Origin of the sequence: Chitinophaga sp. YR573, from assembly GCF_900110995.1 — a bacterium.
Taxonomy (GTDB): Bacteria; Bacteroidota; Bacteroidia; order Chitinophagales; family Chitinophagaceae; genus Chitinophaga.
The window spans coordinates 1,759,192-1,777,204 of sequence record NZ_FOJF01000001.1; the positions used below are offsets into that span (position 1 = coordinate 1,759,192).

9 protein-coding genes are annotated in these 18,013 nt (G+C 37.7%); 4 read left to right on the plus strand and 5 right to left on the minus strand.

Going from position 1 to position 18,013, the window contains the following annotated elements; translation table 11 throughout:
• Positions 1–15 precede the first annotated feature (15 nt).
• From BMW86_RS07355 to BMW86_RS07365, 3 genes are all read left to right on the plus strand, one after another.
• Complete coding sequence (locus BMW86_RS07355; protein ID WP_089780426.1) at positions 16–2,553, plus strand: zinc-dependent metalloprotease; 2,538 nt, start codon at positions 16–18, stop codon at positions 2,551–2,553.
• A 296-nt stretch (positions 2,554–2,849) separates the two neighbouring features.
• Positions 2,850–3,851, plus strand: a complete 1,002-nt coding sequence (locus BMW86_RS07360) for a helix-turn-helix domain-containing protein (protein WP_177189185.1) — start codon at positions 2,850–2,852, stop codon at positions 3,849–3,851.
• 120 nt (positions 3,852–3,971) lie between these two features.
• On the plus strand, positions 3,972–7,043 hold the full coding sequence (locus BMW86_RS07365) for an NAD(P)/FAD-dependent oxidoreductase (protein ID WP_089780430.1): 3,072 nt from the start codon (positions 3,972–3,974) through the stop codon (positions 7,041–7,043).
• A gap of 143 nt (positions 7,044–7,186) precedes the next feature.
• Here the strand turns inward: BMW86_RS07365 and BMW86_RS07370 are convergent, their stop codons facing one another.
• The 5 genes from BMW86_RS07370 to BMW86_RS07390 all read right to left on the minus strand — a co-directional run bounded on the left by BMW86_RS07370 (position 7,187) and on the right by BMW86_RS07390 (position 16,305).
• Entirely contained in the window at positions 7,187–8,461 is a 1,275-nt protein-coding gene (locus tag BMW86_RS07370) for a 5'-methylthioadenosine/S-adenosylhomocysteine nucleosidase family protein (protein ID WP_089780432.1), read from the minus strand.
• A 5-nt stretch (positions 8,462–8,466) separates the two neighbouring features.
• The gene (locus tag BMW86_RS07375; RefSeq protein WP_089780434.1) at positions 8,467–13,404 is read right to left on the minus strand and encodes a type I phosphoribosyltransferase; all 4,938 of its coding nucleotides are present in this window, start codon (positions 13,402–13,404) and stop codon (positions 8,467–8,469) included.
• 87 nt (positions 13,405–13,491) lie between these two features.
• Positions 13,492–14,595, minus strand: coding sequence for a FecR family protein (locus BMW86_RS07380; protein ID WP_089780435.1), 1,104 nt, complete (start codon positions 14,593–14,595; stop codon positions 13,492–13,494).
• A 42-nt stretch (positions 14,596–14,637) separates the two neighbouring features.
• Positions 14,638–15,225: an RNA polymerase sigma factor gene (locus tag BMW86_RS07385; protein ID WP_143056516.1), complete on the minus strand. Its 588-nt coding sequence runs from the start codon at positions 15,223–15,225 to the stop codon at positions 14,638–14,640.
• A 75-nt stretch (positions 15,226–15,300) separates the two neighbouring features.
• On the minus strand, positions 15,301–16,305 hold the full coding sequence (locus BMW86_RS07390; RefSeq protein ID WP_089780439.1) for a helix-turn-helix transcriptional regulator: 1,005 nt from the start codon (positions 16,303–16,305) through the stop codon (positions 15,301–15,303).
• A 181-nt stretch (positions 16,306–16,486) separates the two neighbouring features.
• Here BMW86_RS07390 and BMW86_RS07395 point away from each other — a divergent pair, with 181 nt between their 5' ends.
• A complete protein-coding gene (locus BMW86_RS07395) occupies positions 16,487–17,929 on the plus strand; it encodes a hypothetical protein (protein WP_143056517.1) in 1,443 nt (480 codons plus the stop codon).
• The last annotated feature ends 84 nt before the right edge of the window (positions 17,930–18,013 follow it).

Below are 18,013 nucleotides of genomic sequence, written 5' to 3' on the forward strand. Positions count from 1 at the left end.
AATAACAACAGCAAAATGATCCGTATATATTTCTTGGCAAGCTACTTCCTCTTTTTATTACCTTTTTCTTTGTTTGCCCAAAAGACAAAGTCCCGCAGTTCCATCGACTCCGTCGGCAAAGGTGTTAAGGTACCTAACGCATTACCACCTACAGGCCTTAAGGCTGGTTCTACGTCCTATAAAGAAGTAATTACAGACAAGGCCATTACACAGAAAGGATTATTTACAGTACATAAAGTAGAAGATAAATTCTACTTTGAGATAGCCGACAGTATCCTGGAGCGAGATATCCTTATCGTAAGCAGCCTATCCAAAGCCGGCGCAGATATGCGCAATGGAGGAGCTACAAATGGTTATGGTGGCGACCAACTCCATTCAAATATAGTACGCTTTGAAAAGGGGCCTAATAACAAGATATTTATGCGAGACATCTCTTATGGTGAATATGCGAAAGATTCTACAATGCCTCTCTACAGGGCAGTAATGAATTCAAACATACAACCTATCGCCTTATCTTTTGATATACGGACTATCCATACAGATTCAATTTCTGGTAAAACCAGTAGCATCATTGAGATGACGGAGGTGATCAACAGTGATAATGACATTTTCTTTGCCAAATTTGGCGCTTATCAGCCGGATAAATCTTATCCTGTGGAGGTAAAAACTTACCCGGTAAACACAGAAATAAGGGTAGTAAAAACTTATGCAAAACCTCCAAATTCAGGCAGTGCAAGCGGAAGTCTTGTTACCGTAGAACTAAAGGCATCGATGGTACTGTTACCCAAGGTACCTATGCAACCACGTTATGCTGATCAACGTGTAGGTTATTTCACTTCTGAATATGTTGACTTTAATACTGACCCACAAGGCGTAAAAAGGACTTCCATGATAGCCCGCTGGAGACTGGAACCCAGGGATGAAGATCAGGAGAAATATAAAAGGGGGGAACTTGTGGAGCCTAAAAACCCTATTATTATCTATATTGATCCTGCAACACCTGAAAAATGGATATCATATCTGATTCAGGGCATCAATGACTGGCAGGTAGCTTTTAGACAGGCAGGTTTTAAAAATGCCATCATTGGGAAAAGAGCCCCCTCGCCTCAGGAAGACTCTACGTGGAGTCTTGACGATGCCCGTCACTCAGCCTTAGTATACAAGCCATCTGTCATGTCTAATGCATCAGGTCCACATACATCCGATCCACGCAGCGGAGAGATAATGGAAACACATATCAACTGGTATCACAATGTGATGAGCCTCTTACGCAATTGGTATATGATACAGGCGGGAGCCGTAGATCCCAGGGCTCGTAAAATGGAATTAGATGACTCATTAATGGGACAGTTGATTCGTTTCGTGTCTTCTCATGAAATTGGTCATACCCTTGGACTGGCACATAATTTCGGCTCCTCGTCTACCGTGCCTATTGAAAAATTACGGGATAAAAAATGGGTAGAAGCGCACGGCCATACACCTTCCATTATGGATTACGCCCGTTTCAACTATGTTGCCCAACCAGAAGACAACATAAGTGAAAAAGGAATATTTCCCCGCATCGGTGATTATGACAAATGGGCTATTGAATGGGGCTACAGATTATTTGCGGATATTAAAGATCCTAAAGATGAAGCCACCATGCTGAACAAATGGATCATAGATAGCTTGAGTAAAAATCCGCGATTATGGTTTGGACCACAAAACCCATCAAGCATTGTTGATCCCCGCAGTCAGAATGAAGATCTGGGAGATAATGCGATGCTCGCGGGCCAGTATGGCATTAAAAACCTCAAACGTATATTAGTACAATTACCTATCTGGACAAGAGTACCTAATGAAGGATATCGTAACCTTCAATTATTATATGGTGAATTGCTAAAGCAATATGCCAGATATGCAGGACACGTCATAAACAATGTGGGAGGTATGTATATTAATCCCAAATCGATTGAAGAAAAAGGAGATCCTTATACAATGGTCCCCAAGATACGCCAGCAGGAAGCTATTGCTTTTTTAAATGAGCAGGTATTCAAAACACCTACATGGCTGTTTAATAAATATATTGCTACTAAGATAGATCCATCCTTAGCAGAAGTTAATAAGACAGGAATGAGTATAATTGCCAGCCTGGTTAGCGTAAATCGTATGTCAATGTTGTTAAGTAATAGCCGTGGCTTCGGTGTAGCAAATACTTACACCTGCAAAGAGTTACTTGAAGATGTTAAAAAAGGTATTTGGACAGAACTATATACCCATCAACCAATTGACAATTACCGTCGGGACCTGCAAAATATTTACTTAGACAATCTGATCAGAATTGTTACGACTCCGCTTTCAACACCCTTTGCTGATCTTTTAGCAGTACAGTCTACTTTACCTGCTACTATGCCTGGAATTCAATCAGATCTGATTTCGCTTGTAAGAACACACCTATTAATGTTAAAAGGAGAAATTAATATTGCAATATCCGGTACAACAGATACAGTGAGCAAAGATCATTTGCGTTATGCAATTGAAAAAATAAACAGAGCACTTGATCCTAAAAAATAATGCATTATTCTAAAACAACTTAAATAGGAAAGGGGAAATCCCCTTTCCTATTTAAGTTGTTTTAGAATAATAATAATAATAATAATAAGAGCAACTCAAAAACATTATTAACAAAGTAAACCCCGAATAATTCCTCAGACAAGCATTTAGTAATATCTCCACTATCCCTAATCCCCAAAAAATCATTTCTACATCATGTTACCTAATCGGCACTTGCGATACTTATATTAACAATCAAAATAACAGCATTCCGGGCCTTAATCATAAAACACTGATAATTATACAAAATCATGACAATGCCATTAAAGAGCGGTGTTGAAAAACTGCTCTACGTAGAAAGGGAAGAACCTGCTTATGTGCAGGTCGCCTCAGTCCCTGAAGAATACCTCCGGTTATTACTTCCATATGCCGGGGTATATTTCGAAAGAGATGAACAGTGTGATATGTTAAGCCAACACATTCAGCTTAGCCCGTTTTCCTTCTGGATTCAGGAGACATTCACCAATGAGGACATCATCCTTTGTCCATATACACCCCGTCCGATATGGGCGCTTCATTTCATGTACAGGTCGAGTGTGCGCGTAGAGTTATACCAGGATGTTTCCTTTTCGCTGGAGGAGGAGGAATGTAACCTGTTCAATCTGGTATCAGACCTTCACAAGGTGCCCATGGAAGCAGAGCAAGAGATGAGCTCCTGCCATATCAATATTTTACCCGAAGATATAAGAGAACTGGCAAAACAATACCCCGCTCTCCGCCGGCTGGCAAACAAAAAACCTGCAAATATAACCGCGCCGATAAACAAACAACCTTATTATATCAATGCGGCTTGCGACTTCCTGGTCCAGAAAATGCTTACCTGCCGGCATGTAGAAGTCCCAGCACACCATTTCCTATATCGCTGCTGTATAGAGTTGTTTACTAATTTCGCTTACCAGGACGCACATGCAAAACAGCGCCCTTTCATTTCTGATATATTCAATGAACCTAGCTTCCGTCAGCTGTTTACATACCTGACAGATAACCCTCATATAAATCATTCTGTTTCTCAACTGGCAGAAAAGTTCCAATTATCTGAAGATGTATTGCAGAAAGGCTTTCAAATGCACTTTGGCATGTCTCTGAAGAAATTCATAAAAATGATAACGATGATGAGGGCATTTGAATTACTTACTGAGAAATCAACACCACTCTCTGCAATTGCTCATACAGCGGGATATAAAAGCTGGCAAAATCTGAATCAGGCCTTCCTGCGTTATTACAGCTGTGAGATGGAAGAACTGAGAAGGGCAATGTAAGCACTATCTCCTAAGTTTCTCTCTCTATCTCCTAAGTTATTTTACTATCCTTCCCCTAACTTTAGTTGCACCACAGAAAGCTGATAAGTTTGGTCATCCATTAAACCACAATGCCCCCTCATGAGTAACCCTCTTTCTCAACCTGTAAGTAAGAAAGCCATTATCATTGGCGCTGGTCCTGCGGGATTAACTGCTGCTTATGAATTGTTAAAACGTACAGACATTATCCCTGTCATCCTGGAAAAAAGCGGTGATATTGGTGGAATCTCGAAGACAATCAATTACAAAGGCAACCGCATGGACATAGGCGGGCATCGCTTTTTCTCCAAGTCCGACAGAGTGATGAACTGGTGGCAAAACATTATGCCACCACAACAGGAAGCGGGCTCCTCTTTCACGATTAATTACCAGAATAAGTCAAGGGAAGTAAATAGTACCCTGCCTCCTACCGATCCCGATAAAGTGATGCTGGTACGGAAACGCCTGTCAAGGATCTATTTCCTCCGTAAATTCTTTACCTACCCCATTACTCTATCAATAGAAACACTCCGTAAACTGGGAGTCGGCAGGACTATAGCCATCCTTTTCTCTTATCTCCAGGCACAGTTATTTCCGAGAAAACCGGAAAAAAGCCTGGAAGATTTTATGATCAACCGCTTCGGCAAAACATTATATGAACTATTCTTCCGGGATTATACAGAGAAAGTATGGGGTGTACCCTGCCATGAGATCTCAGCAGAATGGGGGGCACAACGCATTAAAGGAGTAAGCATCCGTAAAGCAATTCAACATGCCCTGCAGGAGATCACAAAAAAGAAGAAAAAGAATACAGGGGATATAGCACAGAAGGATACAGAAACAAGCCTCATAGAGCAGTTCCTGTACCCTAAATTCGGCCCCGGACAATTATGGGAGGAAGTAGCCAGACAAGTGCAGGAAATGGGAGGGATCATCCACATGCATCATGAGGTAAAACAGATCCATACTTTCAATAACAGCGTAACAGCCATTACCGCTGTCAATAAACAAACAAACGAAGAACTACTCCTGGAAGGAGATTATTTCTTCAGTACAATGCCCGTAAAAGAACTGGTAGCAGGTATTCAGGGTGATGTACCCCTGGACGTGCAGGAAATAGCAGCGGGATTGCAGTACCGTGATTTCATTACGGTAGGAGTACTGTTAAAGCGTTTATCACATAAGGATATGCAGGATACCTGGATCTATATCCAGGAAAGGGAAGTAACTGTTGGCAGATTACAGATATTCAACAACTGGAGTCCTTTCATGGTAAATGATCCTGATACTATGTGGGTAGGGATGGAATTCTTCTGTAATGAAACGGATGCCTTCTGGCAGTTATCTGATGAAGAAATTGCGGTGCTGGCCATATCAGAATTAGAAAAAATAGGACTGGCCAATGCAGAAGATGTACTTGACAGCACTGTATTAAGAGTAGAAAAAACCTACCCCGCTTACTTTGGCGCTTATGAACGCTTTGACGAAGTGAGAACATTTACAGACCAGTTTGAGAACCTGTTCCTGGTAGGACGTAATGGCATGCACAAATACAACAATGCAGACCATTCCATGCTCACTGCTATGGTAGCTGTAGATAATATTGCAGCAGGTGTTACCACTAAAGAGAATATCTGGTCGATCAATACAGAACAGGAGTATCATGAGGAAAAACAGGAAGGGGCAACGCTTGTTGAAACAAAATCCAATATTTCTCTTAAAGATTATGTTTTCAAATCAGCAGAAAACAGACCTTATGTATGGACAGCAGTAATAGGTATCCTTGTACAATTATTATTCTTTAAATACTGGTATCCTTTTGCCAGTTTCATTAATGGAGATTCCTACGCATACCTGGAAACATCCTACCTAAATTTATCTATTAATACCTACCCTGTAGGATATTCCATGTTCCTTCGCTTATTCAGTGTGTTCACTCATTCAGATACCGCGCTGGTCATATTTCAGTATGTGTTATTGCAGTCAAGTATCTTGTCCCTTGTCTTTACCTTATTCCATTTCTATAACCCTGCAAAATTAACCCGCATCACCTTATTCGGCTTTATGCTGTTTAACCCTGTATTCCTGTACCTGGCGAATTATGTGTCCAGTGATACCCTCTTCCTTTCCCTGAGTATTATGTGGTTCACCTCCTTAATATGGATCGCTTATCGTCCTACAACACGATTAATAGTCTTTCATGCACTTGTACTGTTCCTTGCATTCACCATCAGGTACAATGCCATGTTCTATCCCTTAATTGCTGGTGTTGCATTCCTTTTATCCAGAAGACGTTACCTGCTTAAAATTGCCGGACTGGCAATATGCGTATTATTGATTGGGAGTTTTATCTTATATAACACCAGTAAATACTACGAACTGGCTGGCATAAAACAATTCACGCCTTTTACCGGCTGGCAGATGGCTAATAATGCGATGTATGCCTATAAATTTGTGCCCAAAGCTAATAGGAAACCAACCCCTGCCAGATTCCAGCAATTAGACAAAATGGTACGTGATTATTTCGACAGTACCTTTAATAACCGGATGCATCCGGAAGAAGAACTGATGGCAAGTACTATATATATGTGGACACCTGGTGCCCCTTTAAGAATGTACATGCATCAGCAATTTAAAAAGGATTCTACGGCGCCTGAAATGAAACGCTGGGCAACTGTTGCCCCTTTATATAAGGATTATGGCACCTACCTCATTAAGACATATCCTACGGAGTTTTTTAAATATTACTTATTCCCAAATGCACTAAAGTATTATGCACCTCCAGTTGAATTCCTGGATCATTATAGTACCGGAGTAGACAGTGTTCCTCCTATCGCTCAGAACTGGTTCGCATACAAAAGCAATAAATTAACCACGATATTCAAAGATCTTAAAGTAAATATCCTGGACTTCTACCCTATTCTTGTAGGTACTATGAATGTGATCTTCTTCCTCGGCATGCTCAGCTTCCTCATACTGGAAGGCTATAAACGGCATAAGTTAATGGGCAAGGGATTGTTACTGGTAGTATGCTTATGGCTGGTGAATTTTGGGTTCAGCGTATTTGCCTCTCCTATTGCTTTAAGGTTTCAGCTATTTCCGATCATCGTTATGACATCGTTTGCATTTCTGTTTATGGGATATATCATAAGTGAGGCTACTAAAAAAGAGTAAGTTATTATCCAACTTTTTTATTTCATTAACGCAGTATTAACCAATTTCTATTAGTAAAATCTTACCATTGCGTTTTGATTGAATTTTTAGTCTATATAGCGGTAGCCGGGCACTCATGTCCGGCTTTTTTATTAAGAGAAATCTTAATACTCTAAATATTCCAAGAGTCCTTTTAAGAACATTGCGCTGGTATATGACGCATATGCTTTAGTACCATCATTTTTATCTGAGGTTCTGTCCATTACTGACTTAATGATAATTCCTTTTGTCCGGTAGGTATGCAAACTTTCACAGGCTTTTAAGATAGAAAAACTTTCCATATCAACTGCAATTGTTTTTCTATCTCTATCCGTGAACTCAACAAAGTGGCCTGGTTTGTCTATGACAGCTTCTGTACATGCCATAGGTTGTATATGAGCCTGAAGATTATATCGTCCATAATCTCTTGTTGAATCAGAATCCATTATTTCTCTTATGATATCTTTTTTATGAGCATTTATTATTGGAATAAACTCTATATTTAGTTTAACCTCTTCACTTTCTGGCTTAAAGCCGCCCTCACTTATTTTCCCTTTACTGGTTGTAAATACCATATTAGGCACTATAATATCTCCCAATCTGATCTCTTCCTTTTTATTTGAAGACTCGTGTTCAATTATCTCTTTATTTTGTGGGCTGGGTTTGCCTCCGCAAACACCCGTCATCGCCATATATTTCGGTTTAAATTTGAGTATCATTTCAGTCGTATTAATAGCAGCATTAATCATCCCCATACTAAATTGCGAGGCAGCAATAATTTTTATTGATTTCCCATTTTTCAACACATGATTCAATGTATAATACAAATTATTAGTATAGGGATGCCTCAATACTTCCCATTTATCCCTGCCAAATACATTTTTAATATTAACAAATTCGTCATCATAGAGTGCCGTAATTATTCCTACATCATATCCATCTACAATATCAATATTTTGACTGTAAGTAATTTCGCTTTCCCAATTGGGTACAAGTTTTTTTATCAAATCAATGATTGGAATCGGCGCATTTTTTTGAGCATGTTCTTCAAGTCCTAATACCTCTATTAGCTGAAGGTTATATGTTGCGGCATATTCTTTGGCTTCTTTACTCTGAGGAACGGATGTTAGTAGGTTAAAATTTACATTGGCCAGTTGCAATGCTTTTACCGCCATCATTCCATTAGTAGTTTGCTGAGTAGCCTGAAATTGCCCAAACCCGGGGTGAACCCATAAATGAACTTTTAAATCAGGTCGCAAATAACACAATATTCTTTCAAAATGGTGCAGATTTTTCGCGTGTATATAATTTATCCGTCCCATATTCAACAGACTGGATAGTGATTGATATGTACCGTCAGAATAATCTTCATTAATTATTATGTGAATTGGAGCAGACATAATATCTAATTACTTTTAGTTAGATTAGGAAATTTAATAGCAAATGAATATGGATCACGACTTATAGTTTCAAAAACGCCATCATAGATTTCAGTTATTTTTCTTACAAAGTTTATCCCTCTACCATTAACTCTCTCCACAAGGGCTGCATCTTGCCAGAATTTCATACAAACTAATTCATCCTGTAATTTTATTTCGAGGACTCCCATAGCATCAGGTGCATAATTCTCTTTATTATTATGAATATGTTGAAATAATTCAAGTAATGGCTCCGGATGTACTTTTATCCTTAATGTTTTATCAGTACTATGTGAAATTAATATTGTGCATCTTCCTTTAGCTTCAAAGGGAAGGATAGACTTATTCCATATATCATACACATTAGAGTCTGCATTAAAAACTATTTTTGCAACTGCAGAATCTGGACTTATAATTTCGTTAGCAAATGTTGCAATTTTTTCACTTAATGATTTATAATCATCGGAAGATTTCGCTTTTTCAAATTCTGATAAGTAATAATCACTATCGAGGTTAGATATAAGTTGAGCATATCTAACAAATTCTGTTTTATCAAATTGATCAAAATCAGCCGTTATTAAGCGATCAAATAATAATTTTAAATTATCAGTAAGATTGATTTGAACTTTTTCCTTGCATTGATTATATCTGATTATAAAATCGGAGGCTTCTTTATTATTAGGTGATTCTTTGGAAAACCCATGTGACAACAGTGCAAGTTCCCCAATCTTTCCGAAATCCGTTCTGTAAACATGGTTATTCATGTCAGCTAAAACGGAGTAATAATAAATCCAAACCCGCCCAAATATATCCTGTGCCTGCATAACCAATTTTGTCTTAATTGGATTAACCACTCTTAAAAAAATCTGTTTAAAGAAGTTGTGATAGTTTTTTTTATTCCCCGTATGTTGGGCTTCAATATATTTTTCCGAGATAAGAGAAATTAGTTTCGCTATAAATTGTTTATCTGTATTCTCTTTTATATTACACAAATTGTAAGAAATAATATAAGCGAGCTGACATATTGAAATGTCAGTATTAATATCTTCCGGTCCATTTTTTGGGTTATAAAATCTGGAGAATAGTTTTTCCAAAAAACCTTCTTTTACAAAAAGTTTAATATCAAGGTTCGAAATAGAAGTAATAATTAACCGCTGATTAAAAGTAGAACTTATGAAGTCATCATCATTTAATAAATCATTTTCAATATAAGAAACAACGTTACTAACCATATCCATCCTCCAGATTGTTTCAGTTAAATGTGGTTCATAATAAAGTATAATCAGCACCTTCAGGAAATTTCTTTTATCTCTGATCTGTGTCCTTATTCCCTGTAGATAATGTTTCCCCCCCACGACAGGCAATCCATCCTCTTTAAATAATCTGTAGCTGTCATAGCTACCAAGATAATCCCGGAAAAGAAAAAGTTCTTTTTTGTCAAGCTTCTTTAAATACTCATTATTAATAATGGGGCCACCAGTCATCGCATAATGATCAATCTCTTTCTTTCTCTGTTCAACGTAGAATTTAATTAATGGGGGAAGTTCTTCCTGCCTAAGCTTTGTGGTAAAATAATGATTAAATCTTCCTATTTCCTGCAATTCTACATTACAGGGAAAAGTGTGTTTGTCATAAGATGGGAAATGAAAGTGAACGCAGAAATAAATATTGATTGGAATCCTGTTCTCTCTGGCCTTTAGGTTTTTAATCCTGTTAAAGAGTTCAATCTGATAATTTTCGATACGACCAACTAGACTTAGGACGGTGATTGATTTCACATCAAAATACCCCATTGTATCTATTAGTTGAATAATTGTATCTCCGGTATTAGAAGCATCATCAAGCAATAATATATTTTTATTCTTTGTCCTTAAATTTAAAAAGTTGGGAGGGAAGCTGAAACGCCATCCCTTGTTTGTAAGAATTCTGGGTAGTGGATATATCTCAATAGAATTTTTACAATTCAATTCAGAAAAGACAGGATGTTGTTCATTTTCCAATAACTCAATAGATGATGAATAAGGGTAACAGATAATTTCAATATCAAATTCGTTAAGATCTTTTGAATATTTTTTTTTAAGATAAGAGGCAATTGCAACATCTGGCATATCAATATCATTAGTGCGCAAGAATTCTCTTAATGTAGACTCTACACTTTTCGATTTGGTAATATTTCTTGATTCTCTCTCTCTTCTGATACTTTTTTTTAAATCTTCGAATATCGTTTTTAGAATAAAATAATCGTTCTGTGAGTCCTCTTTAATCAGGCTGTAAACGTCAAGATAATATAACTGGTGTTTGTTATTAGCTTTTATATAGCCGATTTTATATTGGTTGTCATTATTAAAAAGCTTTGTAAAATCTACAGGATTATATATTATATTATCAATATTCTCTCTGCTGATAGTTGCTGGTGCATTTAAAATTGGGTCTATCAAAATAGGCTCTGATTTAAATGGGTTTGTTTCTGTTTTTTCCATTTTTTGCCTTGCGAGAGATAATATTGGAAGGTGTTCATCAATTTCCAGTATTGTCTCTCTGGTATCAACAATCGTAAGGATGGAAATTATTTTGCATTCTTTACTTGTAAGAGAATTAGCGAGCTTGCGAGATAGGCCACCCGTCGCTATTACATCATTTACTATTAAAACATTGGATGAGCCCGAGAAAGAATTAAAAGGCTCTTCGTTGAGGAATGTATAGTAATTGGCTAACGGAATGACTTCAACACTATTTTTAACTGCTTTCAGGTATCTAAGTATTTCTGTTATTTCTTTTGATAACAATTGACTACTTATCGTTACTGTTAATACTTTATTGATTGATTCTATATGATTTATATTGTTTATGTATGTGTAGAATAATTTCAATATCAGATTAATCGAAACAAATCTTCTATACTGTTTCTTATGTAATTTATCAATAAATGACAAGAAAGATGTCTGATATAGTCCATTAGAAGTTAAGAAGGCTTGTTCATTTAAAGGATCAGTAGAAAATAAATTTATATCATTATAATTAATTCCCTTTTCAGTATCTAATAGTTCATGGAATTGCAGCCCTTTATTCTGTATTTCGGCTATAATTTCTGCTTCCTGTAAAGCCATGCAGAATTTTAACAGTACTTCTATTTTTGGGAGATCAATTCTTAAATTGTATGTTTTTCCATCTACAGTTACAACTCTCAACACATTCCCATATATTTGATTTACCCTTGCATCAAAGTTGTCTTTATGGCTATTGAATTGCCAGGCAGATGTCATATTCTCCGATATTTTTTTCCTTTCTACGGCATTGAATTGATGATTCTGTATAAACCAGGATATTTCCAGATTAGGATAAATACATGGAATAGGTTTTGAATAAAAGCCTTTTGACTTGTTGATGAGAGAGGTATCGTCCATCAGGCTTTCAATTACATCTATATCAATTACGTTTATTATGCATAGATTGAGGCTTTCGTCATCCATAATAGGACAAAAGGTTATGAAGTATAATAACTTGGAATAAATGTCAAAAAGCCCTGAATCTATTCCTGCAAAATCTAATATTACTAAATTCCTGTTGTGGTCTTTTATTCGGACTAACTCATCACAGAGATTTTTGAAAAACCCTTGGATTAATTCTTTACTGTTATTGGTAAAATCTATATATTGTGATATAAGCGTATTTATAGCATTGGTATATAGTGATAGTAAGCTTATTTTCCTAAGAACATGAGGTTTGCCCTCTTTTTCCCTGGTTACATACCACTCTGATTTATTTATATGCTGTTCTTTTACTGATGGAAGTATAATTGTGATTGAAGTCCCTGGAAAACTTACATCTTTTAATATATCTGCCTCTCTGTAATGAGTATTGTTTTCATCAGTGCTAAAATCCAGAACCACCTTCCCCAACCCACTCCTTGCTATTATTAGTCCTTTATGCCTTTTTACTATATCCTTTATTACATATAATCCTCTAGGAATGAAATTTTGTATGTAAAGATTCTCCTGAAACTCATTTTTAGAGCTGAATAGTAAGAAAGCGTATTCAAGAATACGGGTATTTAAGTTTTGATTTTCATGGTCCGGATTAAACAGATTCTTAACTTTTTCCCATTGGGTGAAGTATTTATCTTTTAGGCTATTATGTATACCTATACCAAAATCTTGGAAACAGATTTCCACATAGCCTTCATTCTTGTATTTCCCTTGCTCATCCTTAAAGAAATAAGACTCTTCCAATGGACGTTCTGATATTCTTTCAGATAAATTGTGAATTAAATGTTCTTTAGATGAGCTTTGTATTTTAAAACTCTCTTTGACTGAAAAATAACATTCCGCTTCCGTTATTTCATTATCACACATTGCATGTTGACATACATTGGAATAAAACTCCTTTAGGATGGAATAGTTTAGATAATGGTTTTCAAAAAATGATAAATCCAGATTAGTTGCTAGTAGTTCTTTCGAATAATTTTTGAATCGTTCCAGTTTTTTATCATACAACTTCTCGAAATCAGAATCGAAAGTAAGGATATTATAAGGGTGTACTGTTAATGAATGAAATGGGACATATTCTTTGGGTTGTTTGGTAACCTTAAAAGAGTCCGGGTAAGTAAATAACACGTTTGAATCAAAAAGTTTATCCATCTTCCAGTCAGCCAATAGCAAATTCAAACATCTGTGCCTTCGGCGTGCTATAATAGAATCTAATGGTATTCCATCTGCAGCAGGTAGATGTATATAAACCTTTTTATTCTTTTTACTTAAATGTTTTATCCAACTTATCAGGAATGTGATTTGTTCAACGGTTATCCATTCTAATATTTTCAGGTTAAATAAAATGCGCTCTTCAGTAAGAGAAGGTGTCCAATGTTCATTAATTAATGATTCAAAATTCACTGAGGAAAGCTTTTTTCCTACATTTACGTTGTACATAAAATTATTGAAGTATTGAGATTATTTGTATAGAGCCCCGTTCATTGCATTGATCTGTCTGTTTCTACAAAGGGATTGACTGCTTTTTTATTTTATATGAATAACATCTCCCTCTATCGTATACTCAAAATCGCTGACGCCTTTTAACAGGTCCAGAGAAACGTTGACAGGTTGGTTTCTGTTAATAACGCCTGTAAAGTGTACATTTTCCCTGATGGGATTGTCTATGATCACTTCTTTTCCGAACCAGCGGGGAAATATTTTCAGGACGTTAACAAGGGGCATGTTATTGAAGAGATAGAGTCCCTGTCGCCAGCTTAACAATGCATCAGCATCGAAAGAGCTTATCTGCATTCCATTTGCAGGAGTATAAGTAATTTCGTGTCCGGGTTGTAATAAGGTTGATTGATCTGCAGCATTCATTTTTACAGCACCACTCACCAGGGCTACCTGTATTTTTGTAGGATCATAAGTATTCACGTTGAATTCGGTGCCAAGCACCTGGATAGTACTATTGGCCAGATGTACCAGGAAGGGTTTATCATTCTTTGCCACTTTCAGGTAAGCCTCTCCTTTAATAGTGATTTCCCGCTTACTCCCTGTAAAAGCAAGAGGAAATTGTAAGGCGGTAGCTGAGTTGAGCCATACTTCCGTACCATCTGATAAATTAACCCGGTAGTCTTTACCAGAAGGAACATGTAATGTAGCTGTTTGTGAAGTACTAGCAGCAGTATAGGTTAAAGTCTTATTTGTGTTATTCAGCGTAACATGGGCTGTATTTACCACTCCATATTGCTGTGTAAGATCTATATTTTTCCCGTCAGGGAGCTGTAAGCGAACATTCTTATTATTTACAAAACTGACTGCCGACCTGGTTACCGGTTCAGGACGAAGTATAAGATATATATTGAGACCGATAATCAGTAAAGCCGCTATATTCAGCGCGAAGGTCCAGAAACCGGGTATCTTAGGTAGCTGTGCCCTGAAAAAGATGTCTTCTACAGGCCGTGGCCGGGCTAAAAATGCTTTTACATCAGGGGTATTAAGTACTGCTCTTGTTTCTATCCATATATTGAAGGCTTCCGGATTCTCGCGGATAGTAGTTTTGAGGTAACTCAGGTCATCATCACTGATCACCTGAGCTAATTCCTCGAGCGTCAGGCGGTGTATCAGGTCTTTGTCTATGCTCATGATAACTATGAGTTGCTGAAAAGACCTGAAAGTAACACATAATTACATTACTTTTTTGAGGCGGGTACGGATTATTTTAAGCGCCCGGCTAACCTGATTCCTGGCAACCTGTGGTTTAATATTCATGTCGAGCGCAATCTCTTGGTGACTTTTATTTTCCATATACAACAACTCAAATGCCCTCCGGCTGGCAGGAGCAGTAACACCGGCAATTGCCTCTTTAATCTGCAGATACATCTCTTTATTTTCCAATAAATAATTTGTACCTGCTTCTTTTGATACATATAATGTATGTTGTACAAATCTTCTCGCAACTTCACTCTTACGGCATTTATAAGCGTACTGAAGATGTACAGCTTTAAATAAATAATGTTTAATCGGAATAGAAATGGAAAGCTCTTTCCTGCGTATCCACAGCGAAGTAAAGATTTCCTGTACAATATCCTCTGCTTCAGGATACGAACGAACCTTATAGTATGCCTCCATTAATAACAAATGCTGATAGTGATTGTACAATTCAGCAAAAGCGGATTCATTTCCCGCTTTTATTTCTTGTAGCAGCTCTTCATCTTTTGTGTGTAACATAACTGACCCCCGAATAAATAACATGACATTAATAGACTCTTCCAAATCTATTAATTAAAAAATAAGCAGAAGTTAATACCAAGTTAACCTCATAAATATTTTTTATACTGCTGTTATCTATTACATACCTCTCCTCAGCGCCCTCACATCACAATCATAATATTCCTCTACATCCTTTACCATTTCCAGTATACTTCTGTACCCTGTTGCCTCAGCAAGCATAGACAATGTAAAGGATTTCTGCATGAGACGATTATAAATAAGCATCATCCGGTTCATTTTGATAAAGGGAGTAATACCCATACTGAAATGTTGCCGGAAGCCATGGGCCAGCCGCGCACCATGCATGTTAAACATATTAGCCAGTTCTGCTACACTGTGAGGTATATGAGGATGAGTTGTCAGATAAGAGAAAATGCTATTAAACATCGCTGTATTCATGGGGTTGGATAACAGGAAAGGCTCAGGACTGGCAACATCCTGCTGGGCAAAGTTCAGGAAAAGGTCCACACAGCAACGATACAGGTAGCAATGAGCCTGCTCTTCAACATACCTGCAACTAAGAATACTCTGGATAAGCATGTTACAAACGGCATTGATACTATAAGGCCGTTGATTGATTATCCCACTTATATTATCCAGCCGTTTATTAGCCAGATAATAAAGCGGAGGGTATCGTTGTACCAATTGTTTTAATGCACCTGGTTGAATGTTGATGTGAAAGGATAAAATCTTTTTGCCTGCCGGCATAGGCACGCGGTGCATTTCCGCATAGAGGTTAAACAGGTTACATTCTCTTTCATCGAGGATGAATTCGTTTGTGATGAACGATTCTGCCCGCAGACTGTCTTCATACATAAAATGCAACGCCCACAGATGAAACGGGGCATATGGGCAAAGCACGATATCTTTCCTGGCAAAGATATCATGCAGCCAGAGGGAAAATGGCCCCAGCTCTACATGCTGGGAAAGGATGTCGTAATCAGCATCCTGTTCGTAATAAAGTCCTGCATAAGGAATGACCAGGTGCAGGTATTCCGGAGGAACATATGTGGCGGGGAGGTAATCCTGAGTGAACCGGTCAATTAATAGTAGCTTATTTTCGTCATATAATTGAGGGTACATAAATACGCTTTAAACATTTTTAAAACCTTCACATACATGGGCAACAAACCGCTGACGTGAACAATGCATTATGAAATAAATAACATATCTAAGCTAACAAATTGATAAATGAGGCTCGTTAATAACTCGTTAACGGTAGAAAAATATTGTGGTAACTTTATCAGTATTCATAAAAATAACCATGGACATCCAATTAAAAGACAGGCGTTGGTACATATTGATTGCAGGAATTACTATGTTAATACAATTCCTGTTTTTTAAATACCTGTATCCATTCCCCAATTTCATGCAGGACTCCTACAACTATTTACGCAGTGCTTATACCAATGCAGATGCCAATATGTGGCCGGTAGGATATGCAAAACTGATCCGTTTCATAGGCTTCTTTTCCCATTCAGATACTTTGCTGGTATTTGCCCAGTATTTCTTTTACCACTGCTGTGCACTCTATTTCTTCTTTACAGTGCTGGAACTCACCATTTCCGGTAAATGGGTGAAAGCAACCCTATTCACTTTTCTGTTCCTGAACCCTGCTATATTATACCTGAGTAATTATATTACCAGTGATGTTTACTTTATCGGGGTGAGCCTGGTATGGATTTCCCAGCTTTTTAAACTGGCATATAAACCCGGTGTATTTTTATTAGTCACACATGTGCTGGTATTATTACTGGCATTCACGGTACGATATCATGCCCTGATCTACCCGGTGATCAGTATAACGGTTATCGTCTTTTGCAGTGTTCCTTTAAGGGTTAAGCTGGCAAGCATTATTTCCATCCTTGCATTAATCAGTGGATTTATCGGCTATACCACCGGGCAAACAGAAAAGGTGATGGGCACCCGGCAGTTCTCTGCATTCAGTGGCTGGCAAATGGCCAGTAATGCGGTGTATGCGTATGCACACATGCCCTCAAGGCCAGTTATTACGGTACCGGAAGAATTCGCCGCTGTGCATAAAAGAGTAACTATTTACCTGGACTCCCTGCAGCACATTCCAATGGATTTCAGACCCGACAAACCCCTAATGGCATTTTACCTGTGGGATCCCAGTTCTCCCTTACAACCAGCCTTAAATGCAGCATATATAGCAGATAATAAATTGCACCTGGAGAAAATGGCCGCTGTATCCCCGCTGTACAATAATTATGGTAAATACCTGATCAGCCAATATCCCCTGCAATATATCAGGTATTATATTCTACCTAATATGTTACAATATGCCAACCCCGAGGTGGAAAATCTGGCCGTTTATAATGATGGGTCCAATACCGTATGGCCAATCGCCCAAGAATGGTTTGGGTATAAAACGGATAAAGTCTATACTGTTTCCAACACGCGTGAAATGCGGTTATTCGACTATTATCCTGCCTTCATGGTATTTATTATCCTGCTGTTTACCGGTGTATGGATAGCCTATTTGCTGATAGGGGGACGTGAATTTACGCCACCCCAATTCAGGAATGCTTTCAGGATAACGACCTTCTACTGGATCGTGCATTTCGGTTTTAGTGTACTGGCCTCTCCTGTAGTACTGAGATACCAGTTGTTTAATATGCTACTTGGAGTAACCTTTTCAGTGTTGCTGATAGATATGTACCTGAGAAGAGCGAGGTATCGTTAATATTTGTAATTTCATTAAATTGAACCCATTAAAATTAATGTCGTTTAGTTAAGCATCGTGCTTGTAACAACACATAATAGGCTC

Bases quoted from the DNA above. Each gene is read 5' to 3' on its own strand.
- BMW86_RS07355 (WP_089780426.1), top strand. From the start codon at position 16: ATGATCCGTATATATTTCTTGGCAAGCTACTTCCTCTTTTTATTACCT.
- BMW86_RS07360 (WP_177189185.1), top strand. From the start codon at position 2,850: ATGCCATTAAAGAGCGGTGTTGAAAAACTGCTCTACGTAGAAAGGGAA.
- BMW86_RS07365 (WP_089780430.1), top strand. From the start codon at position 3,972: ATGAGTAACCCTCTTTCTCAACCTGTAAGTAAGAAAGCCATTATCATT.
- BMW86_RS07370 (WP_089780432.1), bottom strand. From the start codon at position 8,461: ATGTCTGCTCCAATTCACATAATAATTAATGAAGATTATTCTGACGGT.
- BMW86_RS07375 (WP_089780434.1), bottom strand. From the start codon at position 13,404: ATGTACAACGTAAATGTAGGAAAAAAGCTTTCCTCAGTGAATTTTGAA.
- BMW86_RS07380 (WP_089780435.1), bottom strand. From the start codon at position 14,595: ATGAGCATAGACAAAGACCTGATACACCGCCTGACGCTCGAGGAATTA.
- BMW86_RS07390 (WP_089780439.1), bottom strand. From the start codon at position 16,305: ATGTACCCTCAATTATATGACGAAAATAAGCTACTATTAATTGACCGG.
- BMW86_RS07395 (WP_143056517.1), top strand. From the start codon at position 16,487: ATGGACATCCAATTAAAAGACAGGCGTTGGTACATATTGATTGCAGGA.